Consider the following 21,437-nt stretch of genomic DNA (forward strand, 5'->3'; position numbering starts at 1 on the left):
TACAGGGTAAGTTTTGCATAATAATAATAAAGGTGCTTCCCAAGCGGATGCACTACATACACAACAATTGCAAAACGCTTCCTTACCGGAGGCAGGTTTAGTCCTGTCTGATCGTTTCAAGGTCATCCGTCAGCTTGGAAAAGGCGCTCAAGCCAGTGTTTTCCTTGCCTATGACATGTTGCTCCAAACCGATGTTGCGCTGAAGTACATTCCCGACGCGAATACGAACCCTGCCGGCATGGAGGTGCTTCGCAACGAAGTGAACATAGGTAGAAAGTTACAACATCCCCGCATCATTCGCATTCACGACGTCTACACCCATTTTAACGATGCCTTTTTCACCATGTCGTTTGTGCCGGGTAACCCGCTTTATCTGCGCATGGAAAAGCCAGTATCGTTAGCCCGTTATCAAGTATGGCGGGATCAATTACTTGATGCACTCATGGCCTGTCACATTGCCGGTATCAGCCATGGCGATATCAAACCGGATAACATTCTCATTGATGAACACGATGAGCTGCTGTTAATTGATTTTGGTATCGGTCACGAGGCCAGCCAGAATGAACACACCAGCGGTCATGTTGCATTCACCGCACCTGAAGTCATCGCTACGGGTAAGGCGTCAGCGACCTCCGAGATTTATTCTGCTGGCAAAGTGCTTGAACAGGTTCTCGACGCTGTTACTGTAAACACAACGGCGGATAAGCGAAGCCTGAATGCTGAACGTAAATTACTCAGCAAATTGACCAGCCATTCGCCTCAGGCTAGGCCGCAATATAGTGATTTCCCGTCAATTAAAGACGGAAGCTATCAAGTGAACACCTATTCATTTTTAGTTGTCGGGGCGGTAATTCTCGCTTCAATATACCTGATGCTGATGGTGTTTAAGTTTTACTCCACAGACTCAGTACCGCCAGTAACAACATCGGGTACAAAGCGATTGCTGCTATTAGCTGCTGATGATGTACCGGTACTGAAAACCATTAACGCCATGGTCGCACTGCCTTTGAGTACATCCCCGGAGATTGACGTCATCGATCAACATACGACCTTTGAAGTTGCCAAGAATCTATCGCTACAGCCGTTCATCAATCAGCATGATCGGGTCGACCTTGCCACTACCATGAGTGCAGATATTGTCGTTAATGTTGATGCATCCGAAGCCAGCGCGACACATTGGGTGATTCGGGCCACCGGCAGAAGTATGCCTGCAGATAGCGTACTGTTTGATTTCACCCAACCCTTTTCAATCGAGCAGTTGTCTGCCGACGCACAAGCATTTGCCAGCCAACTCAGTGAGGCCCTTCTCACCTCTTCATCCACAACAGTCACATCTAAGCAGGACACAGCATTCATATCGAGCTATTTCCTCGATAGTGATCGGTTTAACCAAGCTGACAGCAGTGCCGCATTATTTCAGTTAAAAGAAGCCGCCCCGACCTACCCCGGCGGATGGCTTTTTGCAGCCCGTCAGGCTCTTAATCAAAATGACATCAGTGCCTGTCGAGAATATCTTGATGTATTGTTTAGCCTGCCTGACGTTGACCCATTCTTTACCCTCAGTGGTCAATACATAAGAGCACTCGCGAACGACGATCTTGAACTTGCCATAAGCACCACTACTGAACTCAATAAGCGCTATCCAGATCGCGCCAGCCTTTTAGTTGAGCTAGGTATGGTAATGGAATGGTCGGGAGACATGGATGCGGCTGCCCACGCCTATGAGCAAGCAACCCAGCAGGCGCCAGGCGAAGGCCAATATTGGTTTGAGCTGGCCAGAATAAAAATCATTAACGGCGACATCAGTGATGCCATCAATCATGAACTAACCAAAGCCCTTGTGGCTTTCAGAACTCGTGGAGATCATGAAGGCCAGGGATTGGTGCTAAATGCATTTGGAGTCGCCCACTTAAGGCTGGCCGAATATGATACCGCCAGCAAGTATTTTTCTGATGCGCTGGCATTTCGCACTGTTAACGATTACCCGGCGCAGCGAGCAACAACGCTGGCGAACTTAGCCAACGCCGCGGCGGTGCTCGGCAACTATGATGAAGCGGCAGCGTCACTCAACGAAGCTTCAGACATTCTCGCTGAGCTGGGCGACAACGAAGAATTAGCCCATGTACTGGATACCCTTGGTTTCCTTTACGAGGAACAGGGACAGTACGCCAAGGCACTCACTTATTATAAGCGTGGTTTGGACATACGTGTTCAGGAAAGTAATCGAAGTGAAAAAGCGGCAAGCATGAGCAATGTGGCTTTCATGCATTTTCTCACCGGCGATTTTTCTCTGGCCGATATTTATTGGCAACAGGCGCTTAATCAGTTCATTTCTGCTCAAGACAAGGCACATGTGGTGCGCACTCAACAGAATATTGCCCAGCTCTCCCTCGTGAAAGGAGACTGGATCGCCGCCAGCAGATTACTGCAGAACACATCCGGAGAAATCTCAGGGAACATGCAGCAGGAAGCGATGATTAATCATCTGCTGTTCAGTTATCTACAATTTGCCAGGGGCGATTTAACAGCCAGCACATTAGCACTGCAACAGGCTGAGGCGCTGGCATTGGAAACGACAGACCCACGCTCCCAGGCTGAAATTCAATTATGGCATGGTGAGGTGTGTTTGATGATCGCTGACTTTGACTGCCTGAGTGAACAAATCAATGATGCTGAGTCATTTATTACTGCGCAGATGAGCGAACAGACCGCCATGCTAACCTGGCTAAAAGTGGCATTAAGCATTGAAACTGAGGGCGTATCTTCAGCGCCCGAACGAGATACCATGCAAACTCTGTTTCCAGGAAATATACCGGTACTCACAGAAATAAAGATTGCGCTCGATCTTCAACAACGCTTAGCGTTAGGTAAAGACAGCGACCTCATGAAACGTGCCTCATCGCTGATGAAGCCCATTTATTATCAGTATTACTTACAATTACTGTACCTCAAAGCCCGCAGTGGAGAAGATGTGTCAAACGCGCTTAAGCAAGCACTGGCTGCCCATCCTGATTTCTGGCGCAGTCATTTGTACTACAGTGTATTAGGTGACGCAGGTAGCCAGCAACTGATGCAAAAAAGCCTTGAAGACTGGCTTTTACAACTCAACGAAGAACAGGCAAAACAATACAGGGCTGCATATCTTGGGCAACGATAAACAGGACATCATCTCCGATATACTTAAGCAACAAGCCTTCCTCAAACAACGGATAGATGAGGAGCAGCTTCAGCTTACCAGTATGGCTAAGCGGCTGTGGGCTCAGCAAGAAGCCGATAAAGCCAACCTCTCCCGTGAGCTTCACGATGGGATTGGCCAACTGCTTACCGCTCTCACTCGCCGATTGAGCACGTTAGGCAATCGTGATCCTGAGTTTGTTGAGCTTGCAGAAATAGCCAATATGGCATTGGAAGATGTGAGACATCTTTCACGAATGATGAGCCCAACCATTCTTGACGACTTGGGCCTAAAGCCGGCACTAAAGTGGCTGTGCCGTTCATTATTTGAAGACACCGATATGCAATGCGACTGTCAGGTTCAGCTTCATAGTGATATCGCCGACGACCTAAGCACGCTGGTATTTAGAATTTCCCAGGAAGTACTTACAAATGCATTGAAGCATAGTGGAGCTGCGCATATTTCCCTGAGCTTGCAAAGCAGTTACAACTCGCTATTGCTAGAGATCCATGACGATGGCAACGGATTTGACTATGAGCAAGTGGCAAAGGGCGTCGGGCTGACAAGCATTGCTGACCGCGCTAAGGCCTTCGACGCTAAGCTGAACATTATTTCTCGCCCAGGAAAAGGCACCCAGACAAGAGTAACCATTCCCCTATGAGCATTAAAATTATCATTGCAGATGATCATGTCATCATGCGCCAGGGCCTGATCCAAATGTTACAGGCCAACGGCCATTTTACAGTGATTGGAGAATGTGGCGATGGTGTCAGTTTAATTAATCTCGTGCTGACCGAGAGCCCAGATGTGGTATTGATGGATATCTCCATGCCCGAAATGAGCGGTCTCGTGGCAATCGACAAAATACTCGCACAACGGCCGATGACACGTATTCTAGTGCTGTCGATGCATAACGAACGGGAATATATGGAAGCAATGCGCGATGCTGGTGCCAAGGGATATCTGCAGAAAGAAACCTCTGCTGATGCGCTGGTTCAGGCGATTAAACAGGTCGCTGCAGGTAAACAAATTTTTCCGGGATTGGAATCATTAACCGCAGAGACGTCACCGGCAACCATTAGTCCACTCAGTGTACTTACCCGCAGAGAACGTGAAGTGTTCTTTCTCGTGGCAGCCGGTAATACCAGCAAAAAAATAGCGGAATTGCTTACGATGAGTCTCAAAACGGCTGAAAATCATCGTAGCAATATTTACAAGAAGCTGAATGTTTCAAGTTCTGCTGAGCTTATCAGGCTGGCCGGCAAAGCCGGCCTCCTTGAATAACTTACAGCTGATCTTTCAGTGTTAGACTGAAAGCCACATCGGCGCGGGTTACTGCATTATCTGGTACAAACGATGCTGCAACCGTAGGTTCCAAATCGAATCTGCCCTGACTCACTGACACCGACACCTGCATAATGCCTGAAGCCAATGCCTGCTGCACATAGCCTCGCATGGAAGGTGAAATTTCGGCGCTATCATCAATTTCAATCGCTTCGCCAAAAACAATGGCAACAATCGGAGACTCTGGAGCAAACGCTTCTGCCGCCTCTTGTAATCCCATAGCCTGAACCAGTGAATAAGCCAGCGCTTCACGGCTAACCGTATCATCGCTTCCGAATACCGATGCCGAGTCTGTGAGCATGACAGGGTTCATCGACTGTACACGGTCTGATAGCAGCGTCCCAGGCGTAGATACGCTGTTTAAGACTGCGCCAAATTCTCCAGCGTCACTGAATGTACTGTTATTGCCGGTCAAAGTTTGACGCAAGCTTGAAGAAAGCGACAATGCATCGGCAAGTTCAACCCGGCTGATAAAACTGTCTGGCTTGAATCCATCAGCCGTACCGTCCATCAAGTGCTTACCTACAACATATTCCACGTAGCTTTGTGCTGGATGGCCATCGACATCGTCTAGGCCAGTATATCCAGCGGTCTCGAGCAAGCGGATATTCACCTCTGTTGTGCTCGGCACACCAAGGCCATTTGTGACACCAAGGGGATCGACAGATACACCACTGATACTGCCAATACCGCTGCTATACAATTTCCAGGTTCCAGCCATGCCCGGTGCAGATGTACCTACGGCAGAACCCAGTGCAGGCAAGCCAATTCCTGAACCATAACGGTTACCTGCAGGATCTTCGAGAACAAAAGCGGTACCGGTTTCAATTGATGCAGATGCCAGCACCATGGAAACATTATCTGCAACAATGAATGTTTCTGTGGGCCTCTCGCCTACTGGCACATACGTAGTTTCAAGGGTAAAACTGTCACCTTCAGTGATATTGGCATAAGCGTTAAACTCGCGGTCTATTTTCAGCGTATCGCCGAAAACCTCTTCCCCGTTAACCACTGCACTCACTGCCGCGTGTGCATTCACATAGCCTGCACCGGCCTCCCAGGCAGCAAGTCCAGCCATGGGGGTAGCCGTTTCTTGAAGGATACGTTTAACGTCAAACCATTGCAGATTAGGATCAGCTTCGAGCATCAGTGCAACAATCCCTGACACATGCGGTGCTGCCATAGATGTACCACTAGAAACCGTATAGAAGGGCAGATGCTGAGGCTCAATCATGGCAGCATCATCCTGGGCGCTGAGTCCGCCTAAACTGGATGTTGACGCTCTCACCGAAATGACATCCACACCAGGTGCGGTAACCGTTGGACGGTCTTCCCATGTAAACACTTCGCCATCAACAACCACTTCGCCCCCCTTACCATCGACACCCCGAGAACTAAAGTCTGCCAGATTGCCCTCTTTATCGCCTGCTGCTACGGTAATAACCCAAGGTGCCTTTTTGAAGTTACCTGTAATCGTTGACTCACCAGCACCTGAATTACCCGCCGAGAAAACCGTTATGATGCCGCGATCAGCAAGCGCTTTGGTAGCCACGTTTGTAGGATCATCCGGATTAAACGGCGTACCTACATCACCGGTATTGCCGAACGAGTTTGAAATAACGCGGATGTTATAATCAAATTGATGGGTAAGCGCATAGTCAAAGCCGCCAAGCGTATCTAGGATAAAAAGCGCTGCACCAGAGCCGTAACCAATAATATCAGCACCAGGCGCTACCCCGGAATGTAGGCCGCTACTTTGTGCACCGTTGCCGCCAACCGTACCAGCAACATGACTGCCGTGTCCGCCACCAATATCACTATTCGCGACATTCTCCTGGTAGGTGATGGGAAGAATACTGCTGAAGCTTGCCAGATTCGTCTGGGCAAGTACGTTTTGTACAACGTGATCAGGATAAGCGATGTCTGAATGTGTGCCATCTACGCCAGAGTCATTCACTACTACGCCAATTCCACGGCCTGAATACGGCACACCATTGTGACGAAGGTTACGATCAGCGCGCATAGCCTGTACGCCTGTGATTTCAGTAGACTCGTAATTTTCTAATTCGAGTTGAGCATTGTCATAAACTGACACTACATCATCACGAGCATAGAGTGCTTCAACCTGCGTTTTAGTGGCCAGTATGCCAACGATAGGTAAGTTCTGTAGTTTTACCCCTTGAGAAACACCCAACGCAGCAAGCGCATCAAGCTGTAGAGCACTTACCGGTCCGGTACCGTCGAAAGTAACGATGACTTGTTGTAATTGTTCTGGCGCTTCTGCGAGTTTATCCGCTAATGCGATATCAAACGTTTTTGCAGACACTGGTGCCATAGGAAGAGCACAGGCGACAGTGATTGAGAGTAGTGTTTTTTTAGTTAGATTTTTCATCAGGAACCCCTTGTTGTTTACCTGATGAGTATTGTCTTTTGACTATTTTATGGACATAGGTATTTACCCCTATTAATCGAAAATGCATTCACTCTGCCATATGTATCGATTAATTGCGGGCATAAAAAAAGGCCGCTTGCGCGACCTTTTTTTGGACTAGCTTGAAGCTATCAACGATTACTCGATGATTTTAGCAACAACACCAGCACCTACAGTACGACCACCTTCACGGATTGCGAAGCGCAGACCTTCTTCCATCGCGATAGGCGCGATCAGGTCAACTTCGAATTTCAGGTTGTCACCTGGCATTACCATTTCAACGCCTTCTGGCAGTTGAACAGCACCAGTTACGTCAGTTGTACGGAAGTAGAACTGTGGACGGTAACCTTTGAAGAATGGAGTGTGACGACCGCCTTCATCTTTAGACAGTACGTATACTTCCGCTTCAAATTTAGTGTGAGGAGTGATTGAACCAGGCTTAGCCAGTACTTGACCACGCTCAACGTCGTCACGCTTAGTACCACGCAGCAGAACACCAACGTTCTCACCTGCACGACCTTCGTCAAGCAGCTTACGGAACATTTCAACACCGGTACAAGTAGTCTTGGTAGTATCTTTGATACCAACGATTTCTACTTCTTCACCAACTTTGATGATACCTTGCTCAACACGACCAGTTACAACAGTACCACGGCCTGAGATTGAGAATACGTCTTCGATTGGCAGGATGAACGGCTTATCGATAGCACGCTCTGGCTCTGGAATATAAGAATCCAGTGCTTCACCCAGTTCAATGATTTTCTTTTCCCACTCTGCGTCGCCTTCAAGAGCTTTCAGAGCAGAACCTTTGATTACTGGCAGATCGTCGCCTGGGAATTCGTATTCAGTCAGAAGTTCACGAACTTCCATCTCAACCAGTTCCAGCAGCTCTTCATCATCAACCATGTCACATTTATTCATGAATACGATGATGTAAGGGATACCAACCTGACGACCCAGCAGGATGTGCTCACGAGTCTGTGGCATAGGACCATCAGTCGCCGCAACTACCAGGATACCGCCGTCCATCTGAGCAGCACCAGTGATCATGTTTTTAACGTAATCAGCGTGTCCTGGGCAGTCTACGTGCGCGTAGTGGCGAGTAGGCGTGTCATATTCTACGTGTGAAGTAGAGATGGTGATACCACGTGCTTTTTCTTCAGGCGCGTTATCGATTTGATCGAAAGCCTGAGCTGAACCACCGTAAGTCTTAGACAGTACAGTAGTGATCGCAGCGGTCAGAGTGGTTTTACCGTGGTCAACGTGGCCGATAGTACCCACGTTTACGTGGGGTTTCGTACGTTCAAACTTTTCTTTTGCCATTTTTCTCGTTTCCTAAGTTAAAAGTCCGACCCAATACAGACCGGACCGAACCTTCATTAAGATTTAGTTTCTTGATTCGATAATCGCTTTTGCAACATTGCTAGGCGCTTCAGAGTAATTGAAGAACTCCATAGAGTATGACGCGCGACCCTGCGTTTGTGAACGCAGATCGGTGGCATACCCAAACATTTCTGAAAGCGGAACCTTCGCGCGAACAATTTTGATCCCGCCAATTCCGTCTTCCATTCCTTCGATCATGCCGCGACGACGATTCAGATCGCCTACAACATCACCCATCCAATCTTCTGGAGTGGTTACTTCAACTTTCATAGTGGGTTCGAGCAATACTGGATTTGCCTCAGCACAACCTTTCTTGAAACCCATAGAGCCGGCGATCTTAAACGCCATTTCAGAAGAGTCAACATCATGGTACGAACCATCGAACAAAGTAACCTTTACATCAAGTACAGGATACCCTGCCAGGACACCATTTTGCAGCTGCTCCTGAATTCCTTTGTCTACCGCAGGAATGAATTCTTTTGGTACAACACCACCAACGATTTCATTAACGAATTCGTAGCCTGCACCTTCTTCCTGTGGCTCGATACGCAGCCAGACGTGACCAAATTGTCCACGTCCGCCTGACTGACGGACAAACTTACCTTCCGCTTCGACCTTACTGCGAATGGTTTCACGATAAGCAACCTGGGGTTTACCCACGTTACACTCAACCTTAAATTCGCGCTTCATACGGTCGACAATAATATCGAGGTGCAGTTCACCCATACCGGAAATAATCGTTTGGCCGGTTTCGTCGTCGGTTTTCACCTTGAACGACGGGTCTTCTGCAGCCAGTTTACCCAGCGCAAGACCCATTTTTTCCTGGTCTGCCTGAGATTTTGGCTCTACGGCGATGGAAATTACCGGATCAGGGAATTCCATACGCTCAAGTGTAATAACATGATTCGGATCACACAAGGTGTCTCCGGTGGTCACGTCTTTCAGTCCGATTGCGGCGGCGATGTCACCAGCACGAACCTCTTTTAATTCTTCGCGGTCTTTCGCGTGCATTTGCACGATACGACCAAATCGCTCACGTTTTGCTTTCACTGGGTTGTAAACAGTGTCACCGGTGTTTACCACACCTGAATAGCAACGGAAGAACGTGAGGGTGCCCACGAACGGGTCTGTAGCAATTTTAAATGCCAGCGCCGAGAACGGTTCGTCATCATCTGCATGACGTTCTGCGTGCGTTTCTTTGCCATCATCGAGCACACCATCAATGGCCGGAACGTCTACTGGCGCCGGCAGGTATTCGATAACAGCATCAAGAACGGCCTGAACACCTTTGTTCTTGAAAGCACTACCACAGGTAGCCAGAACTATTTCGTTGTTCAGTACGCGGGTACGCAGACCCTGACGGATTTCCTCTTCGGTCAGCTCTTCGCCTTCCAGGTACTTTTCCATCAGTTCTTCTGACGCTTCGGCAGCCGCTTCGATCATCTCGGTGCGGTACTTTTCTGCTTTATCAGCAAGTTCAGCCGGAATGTCTTCATAGGTAAATGTCATACCCATATCTTCTGCATTCCAGTTGATGGACTTCATCTTGATTAAATCGATGACGCCACGGAAATTTTCCTCTGCACCAATATTCAGTTGAATCGGTACACAGGTAGCGCCCAAACGTTTGCGGATCTGACCCACAACACGTTCAAAATCCGCACCGGCACGGTCCATCTTATTGACGAAAACCATGCGCGGCACGTGATATTTATCAGCCTGACGCCAGACTGTTTCTGATTGAGGCTCTACCCCGGAAGACCCACAAAATACAACCACCGCGCCATCGAGTACACGCAAAGAACGTTCTACTTCAATAGTGAAGTCAACGTGTCCCGGTGTATCAATGATGTTGATACGGTGTTGATCGTACTGCTGCTGCATTCCAGACCAGAAGCACGTGGTGGCAGCAGAAGTGATCGTGATACCACGCTCTTGCTCCTGCTCCATCCAGTCCATAGTGGCAGCGCCATCATGCACTTCACCAATTTTGTGTGATAGTCCTGTATAAAACAGAACACGCTCAGTAGTTGTGGTCTTACCCGCATCTACGTGGGCGACAATACCAATATTACGATAACGCTCAATTGGGGTCTTACGAGGCATACGTCTCTCTCAGTTTAAACGTTGATTACCAACGGTAGTGTGCGAACGCTTTGTTCGCTTCGGCCATACGGTGAACGTCTTCACGTTTCTTAACCGCAGAACCTTTGTTGTCTGCTGCATCTAACATTTCAGCTGCAAGGCGTTGTGCCATGGACTTTTCGCCACGTTTACGTGCCGCTTCAACCATCCAACGCATACCCAGCGCGTTACGACGAACAGGACGAACTTCTACAGGAACCTGGTAAGTAGAACCACCCACACGGCGTGATTTAACTTCCACTGTAGGACGGATGTTGTCCAGAGCGTCTTCGAACACGTCTAAGTGTGCTTTGCCGGTTTTTTCAGCAACAATATCAAGCGCACCGTAAACAATCTTTTCAGCAACTGATTTCTTGCCGTCGAGCATTACGACATTCATGAATTTAGCAAGCAGTTGTGAACCAAATTTTGGTTCTGGTAGGATTTTACGTTGACCTACGACTCTTCTTCTTGGCATTTTACAATTCTCCGTATGAATTCAGGGAAATCCCAAAACTCTAATTACTTCAGTTTGGCCTTACTAACGGAGAACCGTTAAGATTTAGGCCGTTTTGCGCCGTACTTAGAACGGGCTTGACGACGATCGTTAACGCCTGCGCAGTCCAGAGTACCGCGAACAGTGTGATAACGAACACCTGGTAAGTCTTTAACACGACCACCACGGATAAGAACAACGCTGTGCTCTTGCAGGTTGTGGCCTTCACCACCGATGTATGAAGACACTTCGAAACCGTTAGTTAAACGTACACGACATACTTTACGCAGTGCAGAGTTTGGTTTCTTAGGCGTAGTGGTATATACACGAGTACATACACCACGACGTTGTGGGCAAGCTTGCAGTGCAGCTACGTTGCTTTTTGCAACTGGCTGACGACGTGGCTTACGCACTAACTGGTTAACTGTTGCCATTAACTAGCTCCTGTTAGTAAATAATAAAAACCCGATACCATGGTCGGGTCTGCTAAACGGCTTAAGAATTCTGAGACTTTATGTAAATGTGCTCTACATTTACCGGCCCTCAAATAAAAAAACCGCGCCCCTCGTTCAGACTGTCTCAGTTAAAAATAACGGACTTACCTGAAATTGGGTCGCGGAATTCTAATGATCTCATAAGCCAGTGTCAAGGTGTACAAAGGATAACCAAGGGATTATTCACTGTTCTTCACCAAAACATCGTTGAGCAGCAGTTACCTGCTACTCAACGAAAGGTCTTACTCGCCTGAGTCATCTCCGGCGTTTAATGCTTCGGTTAGTGCCTGTTCTGCTTCAGCCGCAGACACAGACATTTCCTCGATAGCTTCAGCACGCTTCTGCATACGACGCTCGTGGTATGCGAAACCGGTACCGGCAGGGATCAGTCGACCAACAATTACGTTTTCTTTCAGACCACGTAAATCGTCTTCTTTGCCCTGTACCGCAGCTTCTGTCAGTACGCGTGTTGTTTCCTGGAACGATGCTGCAGAGATGAAAGACTCTGTAGACAGTGACGCCTTAGTAATACCCAGCAACTGTGTTTCGTACAGTGCTGGCAGTTTACCGGCTTTTTCCATTTCACGGTTCGCGATCTTAACGTGAGCCACTTCAACCTGTTCGCCTTCCAGGAACTGCGTATCGCCTGGTGCAGTGATAATACACTTACGCAGCATCTGACGGATTACCACCTCGATGTGCTTATCGTTAATTTTTACACCCTGCAGACGGTAAACTTCCTGAACTTCGTTCACGATGTAGTTAGAAACCGCACTGATACCACGCAGACGCAGGATATCATGTGGAGACTCAGGACCATCGGCCAGAACTTCGCCGCGCTCTACAGATTCACCTTCGAACACGTTCAGCTGACGCCACTTAGGAATCATCTCTTCGTAAGCATCTGCACCGTCTTTCGGTGTGATAACCAGACGTTTCTTACCTTTGGTTTCTTTACCGAAACCAATGGAACCGGAGATTTCAGCCAAGATTGCAGGTTCTTTCGGCTTACGCGCTTCGAACAAGTCAGCAACCCGCGGCAGACCACCGGTGATGTCACGTGTTTTCGAGCTTTCCTGAGGAATACGTGCTAACACGTCACCGGCGTGAGCCAGTTTGCCATCTGCCGCTTCGATAGTCGTAAAGCTAGGCAGACGAATTTCCTGCAGACCAGTCTCATCACTTTCCAGGATCAGCTTAGGCTCTTTAGCGTTAACTTTAGCCAAGTCTTTAACCACAACACGGGTCAGACCGGTCAGCTCATCCTGCTGCATTTCGGTGTTGGAGTCGTCGATATCGGCAAACGAGATCTTAGACGGACGCTCAACCACGATTGGGTGACTATGCGGATCCCAGTTTGCTACTACTTCACCGGCCTTAACTGCTGCGCCATCATCTACAGACAGAATTGCACCGTAAGGCACTTTATAGCGCTCTTTCTCACGGCCGAAGCTGTCGATAACCGTCAGTTCGGTAGAACGTGAAACGATAACCACTTTGTCGTCCTGGTTGCGAACGAACTTAGCGTTATGCATTTTCAGGCTACCTTCAGTTTTAACCTGAACGCTGCTTTCTGCTGATGCTCTTGATGCCGCACCACCGATGTGGAACGTACGCATGGTAAGCTGTGTACCTGGCTCACCGATTGACTGAGCAGCGATAACACCAACAGATTCACCTTTCGCCACCATGTGACCACGTGCAAGGTCACGACCGTAACACTTGGCACAAACACCGAAGTCATTGTCACAAGTGATAACCGAGCGAACCATCATCTGGTCAACAGAGTTCTGCTCCAGCATGTCTACCAGTGCTTCGTCCAGCAGCGTGTTACGTTCAACCAGTACTTCATCAGTACCCGGCTTGATTACGTCTTCTGCTACCACACGACCCAGTACACGCTCACGCAGCGGCTCAACAACGTCACCACCTTCAATCAGTGGTGTCATCTTCACGCCTTCAAACGTACCACAGTCGTCATTGGTGATAACCAAATCCTGTGCAACGTCTACCAGACGACGAGTCAGGTAACCCGAGTTCGCAGTTTTCAGTGCCGTATCGGCAAGACCCTTACGAGCACCGTGAGTTGAGATGAAGTACTGTAATACGTTCAGACCTTCACGGAAGTTTGCCGTGATTGGCGTTTCGATGATAGAACCATCTGGCTTAGCCATCAGACCACGCATACCAGCCAGCTGACGAATCTGTGCGGCACTACCACGAGCACCGGAGTCGGCCATCATATAAACAGAGTTAAATGACGCTTGCTCTTCTTCTTCACCGTCACGGTTGATTACGGTATCAACCTTCAGGTTATCCATCATCGCACGGGCAACTTTTTCGTTGGCGTTTGACCAGATATCGATAACTTTGTTGTAACGTTCACCAGCAGTAACAAGACCGCCTTGGAACTGTTCCTGAATTTCGATAACTTCAGCTTCTGCAGCTTCGATAATGTCTTTCTTCGCAGCTGGGATAACCATATCGTCGATACCAACAGACGCACCCGCGATCATCGCGTAGTGGAAACCGGTATACATGATTTGGTCAGCGGCGATAACAGTATCTTTCAGACCCAGCGTACGGTAACACTCGTTAAGCAGTTTAGAGATCTGCTTTTTACCCATCGCTTGGTTGATAATTTCAAACGGCAGACCCTTAGGCAGGATCAGAGAGAAAATCGCACGACCAACTGTGGTGTCAGTTAATGTTACTTTCTCAGTTTTGGTGCCGTCTTCAGCAATGTCATATTCAGTAATACGTACTTTTACGCGTGCGTGCAGTTCTGCCGCATCGGTACGATACGCTTTTTCAGCTTCGTGCGGGCTGGTAAATACCATGCCTTCGCCACGGCCGTTTACTTTGTCACGGGTCAGGTAGTACAGACCCAATACAACGTCCTGTGAAGGTACAATGATTGGCTCACCGTTCGCAGGAGACAGGATGTTGTTGGTAGACATCATCAGGGCGCGTGCTTCTAACTGTGCTTCGATAGTCAGAGGTACGTGAACCGCCATTTGGTCACCGTCGAAGTCAGCGTTGTATGCCGCACACACCAGTGGGTGCAGTTGAATCGCTTTACCTTCGATCAGGGTAGGTTCGAATGCTTGGATACCCAGTCTGTGCAGTGTTGGTGCACGGTTAAGTAATACCGGGTGTTCGCGGATTACTTCATCCAGAACGTCCCATACTTCCGGTGCTTCGCGCTCTACCAGCTTTTTAGCAGCTTTGATGGTAGTCGCCAGACCACGACCTTCCAGCTTGCCGTAGATGAATGGCTTGAACAGCTCAAGTGCCATCTTCTTAGGCAGACCACATTGGTGCAGACGCAGTGTAGGACCAACAGTGATTACAGAACGGCCAGAGTAGTCAACACGCTTACCGAGCAGGTTCTGACGGAAACGACCTTGCTTACCTTTAATCATATCGGCAAGTGATTTCAGAGGACGCTTATTAGAACCGGTAATTGCACGACCGCGACGACCGTTATCAAGCAACGCATCTACCGCTTCCTGAAGCATACGCTTTTCGTTACGTACGATGATATCTGGCGCGGCCAGATCCAACAGACGCTTCAGACGGTTGTTTCGGTTGATAACACGACGATACAGATCGTTCAGGTCAGAAGTCGCAAAACGCCCACCGTCCAGTGGTACCAGTGGACGCAAGTCCGGTGGCAGAACTGGCAGTACAGTCATGATCATCCACTCTGGCTTGTTGCCAGACTGTTGGAATGATTCAAGCAGCTTCAGACGCTTGGTGATTTTCTTACGCTTGGTTTCAGAGTTGATTGAAGGCAACTCTTCACGCATTGCTGCAACATCAGCATCTACGTCGAGCACTTTCAACAGATCGAAAACGGCTTCAGCACCCATTTTCGCATCGAACTCGTCACCGTGCTCTTCCAGCGCATCCAGGTATTCTTCTTCGTTCAGAAGCTGGCTACGCTCTAACGTTGTCATACCAGGTTCGGTAACAACATAAGATTCGAAATACAGTACGCGCTCAATATCACGCAGGGTCATGTCCAGCATCAAACCGATACGTGACGGCAGTGATTTCAGGAACCAGATGTGGGCAACCGGACTAGCCAGTTCGATGTGACCCATACGCTCACGACGTACTTTGGTCAGTGTAACTTCAACGCCACACTTCTCACAGATAACACCACGGTGCTTAAGACGCTTATACTTACCGCAAAGACATTCGTAGTCTTTCACAGGTCCGAAAATACGCGCGCAGAACAGACCGTCACGCTCTGGTTTGAACGTACGGTAGTTGATGGTTTCAGGCTTTTTCACCTCACCGAAAGACCATGAACGAATCATGTCCGGTGAAGAAAGACCAATTCGAATATTATCGAATTCTTCGGTCTTGTTTTGTTGCTTTAGAAACTTTAATAAGTCTTTCACATTACTCTCCCAGCGGAGTCAGTCTCTATAGCCCGGCGAACCGGGCCATCAAATCATACTATGGCGTTAGCCGTATTACTTTTCTTCCAGCTCGATGTTGATACCGAGTGAACGAATTTCTTTAAGCAATACGTTGAAGGATTCAGGCATGCCCGGCTCCATTCTGTGATCGCCATCAACAATGTTCTTGTACATTTTGGTACGACCGTTAACGTCATCCGACTTAACAGTAAGCATTTCCTGCAGGGTATATGCCGCACCGTATGCTTCCAGTGCCCACACTTCCATCTCACCGAAGCGCTGACCACCGAACTGTGCTTTACCACCCAGAGGCTGCTGTGTAACCAGGCTGTAAGAACCAGTAGAACGCGCGTGCATCTTGTCGTCTACTAAGTGGTTCAGTTTCAGCATGTACATGTAACCTACCGTTACCGGACGTTCGAATTCGCGACCAGTACGGCCATCGAACATTTGAATCTGTCCGCTTTCTGGCAGGTCAGCCAGTTTCAACATTGCTTTAATTTCTGCTTCCTTCGCGCCAGAGAATACTGGTGTCGCAACCGGAACACCTTTACGCAGGTTCTCTGCCAGGCGAAGTACTTCGTCATCAGTGAAGCTGTCGATATCCACTTCCTGGTGGTTCTCACCTAAGGTGTAAACCTCTTTCAGGAAGTCACGCATCTTGGCAAGTTCCTGCTGCTCTTTGATCATGCGGTCGATTTTCACGCCCAGACCATGTGCAGCCATACCAAGGTGAGTCTCAAGGATCTGACCGATGTTCATCCGCGACGGTACACCCAGCGGGTTCAGAACGATGTCTACCGGCGTACCGTTAACATCGTAAGGCATATCTTCAACAGGGATTACGGTTGAAATAACACCTTTGTTACCGTGACGACCAGCCATTTTATCACCAGGCTGGATGTGACGTTTAACCGCCAGATAAACCTTAACAATTTTCAGTACGCCAGGAGCAAGGTCGTCACCTTGGGTGATCTTACGACGCTTGTTCTCGAACTTCTTATCGAAGTCAGACTTGATTTCGATGTGCTGTTCTGCGATTTGGTCCAGTTCCAGCTGTGAATCTTCGTTAGACAGCGGAATTTCCAGCCACTTCTCACGAGGCATAGAATCCAGACGCGCTTCGTCAACACCGGCATTCAGCAGCAGGTTACGTGCACGAGAGAAGATACCGTCGGCCAGGATATTGAATTCGTCAGACAGGTCTTTCTTAACCTGACGTAACTGCATGTCTTCAATTTCCAGAGCGCGTTTGTCTTTCTCAACGCCGTCACGAGTAAATACCTGAACGTCGATAACGGTACCGTGTACAGAGTTAGGTACGCGCAGAGACGTATCTTTAACATCAGACGCCTTCTCGCCGAAGATTGCACGCAGCAGTTTCTCTTCTGGTGTCAGCTGGGTTTCACCTTTTGGTGTTACCTTACCAACCAGGATATCACCGCCTTTCACTTCCGCACCGATATAAACAACGCCGGATTCATCCAGCTTGCTCAGTGCAGCTTCACCCACGTTAGGAATATCAGAAGAAATCTCTTCTGGACCCAGCTTGGTGTCACGAGCAATACAGCTCAGTTCCTGAATGTGGATAGTAGTGAAACGGTCTTCCTGAGCAACACGCTCTGAAATCAGAATCGAGTCTTCGAAGTTGTAACCATTCCAAGGCATGAACGCGATACGCATGTTCTGACCAAGTGCCAATTCACCTAAGTCTGTAGAAGGACCATCAGCCAGTACATCACCAGCAACGATTGGGTCACCAACGTTACAGGTAGGCTTCTGGTTAATACAGGTGTTCTGGTTAGAACGGGTGTACTTAGTCAGGTTGTAGATATCGATACCTGCTTCACCTGGAAGCATTTCGTCTTCATCTACCTTGATTACGATACGGCTTGCGTCAACGTAATCAACCATACCACCACGCTTAGCAACAACAGTTACACCAGAGTCAACCGCTACGGTTTTCTCCATACCGGTACCTACCAGCGGCTTATCAGCACGCAGAGTTGGTACTGCCTGACGTTGCATGTTCGCACCCATCAATGCACGGTTGGCGTCATCGTGTTCCAGGAACGGGATGATGCTCGCAGCAACAGAAACGATCTGCTGAGGCGACACGTCCATATATTTAATTTCTTCCTTCGGCATCAGCGTAGTTTCACCACGGTGACGTGAAGGGATCAGGTCGTCGATCAGGGCACCGTTCTCATCACAAGCAACGTTTGCCTGTGCGATTTTGAACTGGCCTTCTTCGATGGCTGACAGATAATCGATTTCGTCAGTGATAACACCGTCTTCGATACGACGGAAAGGTGTTTCTAAGAAACCGAAGTCATTGGTACGGGCAAAGCTCGCCAATGAGTTGATCAGACCGATGTTCGGACCTTCAGGGGTTTCGATTGGACACAGACGACCGTAGTGCGTCGGGTGTACGTCTCGAACCTCAAAGCCTGCACGCTCACGAGTCAGACCACCCGGGCCTAATGCAGAAATACGACGCTTGTGCGTAACTTCTGACAGCGGGTTGTTCTGGTCCATAAACTGAGACAGCTGAGAAGAACCGAAGAACTCTTTAACTGCTGCAGAGATAGGCTTCGCGTTGATCAGGTCCTGAGGCATTACGTTATCGAGGTCGCCCAGAGACAGACGCTCTTTAACAGCACGCTCAACACGTACCAGACCTACACGGAACTGGTTCTCGGCCATTTCACCAACAGAACGGATACGACGGTTACCCAGGTGATCGATATCATCTACTTCATCTTTACCGTCACGGATAAGGATAAGTTGTTTCATTACAGAAACGATATCGTCTTTGTCCAGTGTACCGGAACCAACTAACTCTTCACGACCTAAACGACGGTTAAACTTCATACGACCAACAGATGACAGGTCGTAACGATCTTCAGAGAAGAACAAGTTGTCGAACAACGTTTCGGCAGCATCTTTTGTTGGTGGTTCACCAGGACGCATCATGCGGTAGATTTCTACCAATGCTTCCAGGCGATTTGTTGAGCTGTCGATACGCAGCGTATCTGAGATATAAGAACCGTGATCCAGTTCGTTAATGTACAGCGTTTCGAATTCTTTGATACCGGCCTGGCTTAATTCAGCCATAGTTTCCAGTGTCACTTCATCGTTAGCGCTTACCAGTACTTCACCGGTTTCTTCGTTAACGTAGGTGCGACCATATACACGACCGATCAGGTATTCAGCAGGAACTTCTAGTTCTGTAATGCCTGCTTTTTCCAGCGCGCGAGTATGACGTGCAGACACACGACGACCTGTTTCTACGATAACTTCACCGTCTTTACCGATGATGTCGAACTGTGCAGTTTCACCACGCAGACGATCAGGCACAACTTCCATTAACAGTTTGTTGTCCTGAATACGGATTTGTACTTTCTCGAAGAACAGATCAAGGATCTCTTCGGTAGTCATTTCCAGTGCGCGTAAGATAATCGTTGCAGGCAGCTTACGACGACGGTCAATACGTACGAACAGGTTATCCTTCGGATCGAATTCGAAATCTAACCATGAACCACGGTAAGGAATAACACGTGCGTTATACAGTACTTTACCGGAAGAGTGAGTCTTACCTTTGTCGTGATCGTAGAATACACCAGGTGAACGGTGTAACTGAGATACGATTACACGCTCGGTACCATTGATGACGAACGTACCGTTCTCTGTCATCAGTGGGATTTCGCCCATGTAAACTTCCTGTTCTTTGATGTCTTTCACCGTACCCGGTGCAGCATCTTTATCGAACAGTACTAAACGCAATTTTACTCTTAATGGTGCCGAATACGTGACGCCGCGAATCTGACATTCTTTAACATCGAAGACCGGTTCGCCAAGGCGGTAGCTCACATACTGCAGCTCTGAACTGCCAGAGTAGCTTTTAATTGGGAACACAGAACGGAAAGCAGCTTCCAGTCCGTACTGACCATCTGCATCGATTTCAATAAATTTTTTGAATGAATCTAGCTGAATTGAAAGGAGGTATGGAATTTCCAATACCTGTGGGTGTTTGCCAAAATCCTTACGGATACGTTTCTTTTCGCTATAAGAGTAAACCATGGGTTCCTCAGCCTGCTGATTTTTGACCCAACCTGCTGTCTGAAACTTCACCAGACAACAAACTTCCACGACCCTTTTTCGGGGTAATTGCATAGCATACACCAAAATTTAACCAAATAGTTAGTTAAGACTTTGGTTTTCTGCCGAATTATTTTTATCCCGATGTGCTTTTGGTGGTTACAGTAAAGGGTTAAAAACTGTACACCCTACAGCGCAAAAAGGCTGGTGGTCAATATTAACCACCAGCCTTGCCGTTTCAGGCAGGTAATCTAAACAAATTAGATTACTTAACTTCTACTTCTGCACCAGCTTCTTCAAGCTCTTTCTTCAGTGCTTCAGCTTCGTCTTTAGCTACGCCTTCTTTGATAGCTTTAGGAGCTGATTCTACCAGTTCCTTAGCTTCTTTCAGACCTAAGCCAGTCGCGCCGCGAACTGCTTTGATTACTGCAACTTTGTTTGCGCCGAATGAAGTCATTACAACGTCAAACTCAGTCTTTTCTTCTGCAGCAGCAGCTTCGCCGCCAGCAGCTGGACCAGCAACTGCAACAGCAGCCGCAGATACGTTGAATTTTTCTTCAGCTGCTTCGATCAGTTCAACCAGTTCCATTACTGGCATTTCAGCGATCGCGTTTAAGATATCTTCTTTAGTCAGAGCCATTTCTCTAAACTCCCGGGATTAAATAGTTAAAAAAATCAATATGCCAAAAACGCCAATTACTTGGTGTCTTTGACCGCCGCCAATACACGCACAAATTTGGCAGGAACTTCGTTGATAGTTTGAACGAACTTGCCAACTGGTGCTTTGAAGGTCGCAAGAAGTCTTGCAAGCGCTTCGTCGCGGGTAGGCAGGGCTGCTACTGCGTCCAGTTTTTCTGGACCAAGTAAACCACTACCAATCGAAAGTGCAGTAACTTTCAGCTTATCGTTAGTCTTACCGAAGTCTTTGAAAAGACGTGCCGCACCGCCCGGTGCGTCGATAGAGAAACCATAGATAAGCGGGCCAGTTAAGGCGCTTTCCATATCTGCAAAATTGCTGTCTGCCAATGCACGCTTAGCCAGAGTGTTACGTACAACCTTCAGGTATACGCCTTGCTCACGGGCTTTAACACGCAGGTCAGTCAGTTCTGCAACTTCCATCCCACGGTATTCAGCAACGGCTACGGATAGAGCGCGAGACGCAACTTCAGAAACTTCTGCTACGATCTCTTTTTTTGCTGCTAAACCTAGTGCCACTGAGTTCACCTCATAAAATCTGATGTCTGTTCAGGTTTCCCATTCCGTTCATCAGTGTTCACAGATTGATACTTCTACGTAAAGTAGTTGTACCGCTCTACGGTGTTCGTTATCCCAGAGAGTCTGAGTCGAAACCACCGTCTGCGCAGGCTGTTGTATTAAGTTAAGCGTTGGTGCAAAAGTTCTCTTACCTCTTTTGCCGCTTAGCGCCTGCGGTCTTGGACGGGAGCCATCGTTATTC

General features: G+C 48.3%; 12 protein-coding genes. 3 read left to right on the forward strand and 9 right to left on the reverse strand.

What is annotated here, in order from left to right; genetic code table 11:
* Window positions 1–13 precede the first annotated feature (13 nt).
* From ACXAGX_RS00650 to ACXAGX_RS00660, 3 genes are read left to right on the forward strand one after another with little or no spacing between them, the layout of a single operon-like run.
* Complete coding sequence (locus ACXAGX_RS00650) at window positions 14–3,157, forward strand: protein kinase domain-containing protein (protein ID WP_474835978.1); 3,144 nt, start codon at window positions 14–16, stop codon at window positions 3,155–3,157.
* On the forward strand, window positions 3,144–3,836 hold the full coding sequence (locus ACXAGX_RS00655) for a sensor histidine kinase (RefSeq protein ID WP_474835980.1): 693 nt from the start codon (window positions 3,144–3,146) through the stop codon (window positions 3,834–3,836). Before ACXAGX_RS00650 ends, ACXAGX_RS00655 begins: the two co-directional genes overlap by 14 nt.
* Window positions 3,833–4,459: a response regulator gene (locus tag ACXAGX_RS00660; RefSeq protein WP_474821839.1), complete on the forward strand. Its 627-nt coding sequence runs from the start codon at window positions 3,833–3,835 to the stop codon at window positions 4,457–4,459. The genes ACXAGX_RS00655 and ACXAGX_RS00660 overlap by 4 nt, the downstream gene beginning before the upstream one ends.
* A 1-nt stretch (window position 4,460) precedes the next feature.
* Here ACXAGX_RS00660 and ACXAGX_RS00665 read toward each other — a convergent pair whose 3' ends face one another.
* The 9 genes from ACXAGX_RS00665 to rplJ form a co-directional block, all read right to left on the reverse strand.
* Window positions 4,461–6,911 (reverse strand): S8 family serine peptidase, encoded by a 2,451-nt coding sequence (locus tag ACXAGX_RS00665; protein WP_474835982.1) that lies wholly within the window; start codon window positions 6,909–6,911, stop codon window positions 4,461–4,463.
* Window positions 6,912–7,088: 177 nt separating this feature from the next.
* Window positions 7,089–8,273, reverse strand: coding sequence for an elongation factor Tu (gene tuf / locus ACXAGX_RS00670; protein WP_474821845.1), 1,185 nt, complete (start codon window positions 8,271–8,273; stop codon window positions 7,089–7,091).
* Between the two features lie 63 nt (window positions 8,274–8,336).
* Entirely contained in the window at window positions 8,337–10,439 is a 2,103-nt protein-coding gene (fusA, locus tag ACXAGX_RS00675; protein ID WP_474821847.1) for an elongation factor G, read from the reverse strand.
* Between the two features lie 25 nt (window positions 10,440–10,464).
* Window positions 10,465–10,935 (reverse strand): 30S ribosomal protein S7, encoded by a 471-nt coding sequence (gene rpsG / locus ACXAGX_RS00680; RefSeq protein ID WP_070123208.1) that lies wholly within the window; start codon window positions 10,933–10,935, stop codon window positions 10,465–10,467.
* A gap of 77 nt (window positions 10,936–11,012) precedes the next feature.
* On the reverse strand, window positions 11,013–11,387 hold the full coding sequence (rpsL, locus tag ACXAGX_RS00685) for a 30S ribosomal protein S12 (RefSeq protein ID WP_070123207.1): 375 nt from the start codon (window positions 11,385–11,387) through the stop codon (window positions 11,013–11,015).
* A 302-nt stretch (window positions 11,388–11,689) separates the two neighbouring features.
* Window positions 11,690–15,859, reverse strand: a complete 4,170-nt coding sequence (rpoC, locus tag ACXAGX_RS00690) for a DNA-directed RNA polymerase subunit beta' (RefSeq protein ID WP_474821854.1) — start codon at window positions 15,857–15,859, stop codon at window positions 11,690–11,692.
* 75 nt (window positions 15,860–15,934) lie between these two features.
* The gene (rpoB, locus tag ACXAGX_RS00695) at window positions 15,935–19,963 is read right to left on the reverse strand and encodes a DNA-directed RNA polymerase subunit beta (protein ID WP_474822441.1); all 4,029 of its coding nucleotides are present in this window, start codon (window positions 19,961–19,963) and stop codon (window positions 15,935–15,937) included.
* Between the two features lie 283 nt (window positions 19,964–20,246).
* Complete coding sequence (rplL, locus tag ACXAGX_RS00700) at window positions 20,247–20,621, reverse strand: 50S ribosomal protein L7/L12 (protein ID WP_474821856.1); 375 nt, start codon at window positions 20,619–20,621, stop codon at window positions 20,247–20,249.
* A gap of 56 nt (window positions 20,622–20,677) precedes the next feature.
* Entirely contained in the window at window positions 20,678–21,196 is a 519-nt protein-coding gene (rplJ, locus tag ACXAGX_RS00705; RefSeq protein ID WP_119502617.1) for a 50S ribosomal protein L10, read from the reverse strand.
* Window positions 21,197–21,437 lie beyond the last annotated feature (241 nt).

It is taken from the genome of Alteromonas sp. ABV4_515, from assembly GCF_056160345.1.

Coding starts and splice junctions, on each gene's coding strand:
- ACXAGX_RS00660 (WP_474821839.1), top strand. CDS start 3,833: ATGAGCATTAAAATTATCATTGCAGATGATCATGTCATCATGCGCCAG.
- ACXAGX_RS00665 (WP_474835982.1), bottom strand. CDS start 6,911: ATGAAAAATCTAACTAAAAAAACACTACTCTCAATCACTGTCGCCTGT.
- tuf (WP_474821845.1), bottom strand. CDS start 8,273: ATGGCAAAAGAAAAGTTTGAACGTACGAAACCCCACGTAAACGTGGGT.
- fusA (WP_474821847.1), bottom strand. CDS start 10,439: ATGCCTCGTAAGACCCCAATTGAGCGTTATCGTAATATTGGTATTGTC.
- rpsG (WP_070123208.1), bottom strand. CDS start 10,935: ATGCCAAGAAGAAGAGTCGTAGGTCAACGTAAAATCCTACCAGAACCA.
- rpsL (WP_070123207.1), bottom strand. CDS start 11,387: ATGGCAACAGTTAACCAGTTAGTGCGTAAGCCACGTCGTCAGCCAGTT.
- rpoB (WP_474822441.1), bottom strand. CDS start 19,963: ATGGTTTACTCTTATAGCGAAAAGAAACGTATCCGTAAGGATTTTGGC.
- rplL (WP_474821856.1), bottom strand. CDS start 20,621: ATGGCTCTGACTAAAGAAGATATCTTAAACGCGATCGCTGAAATGCCA.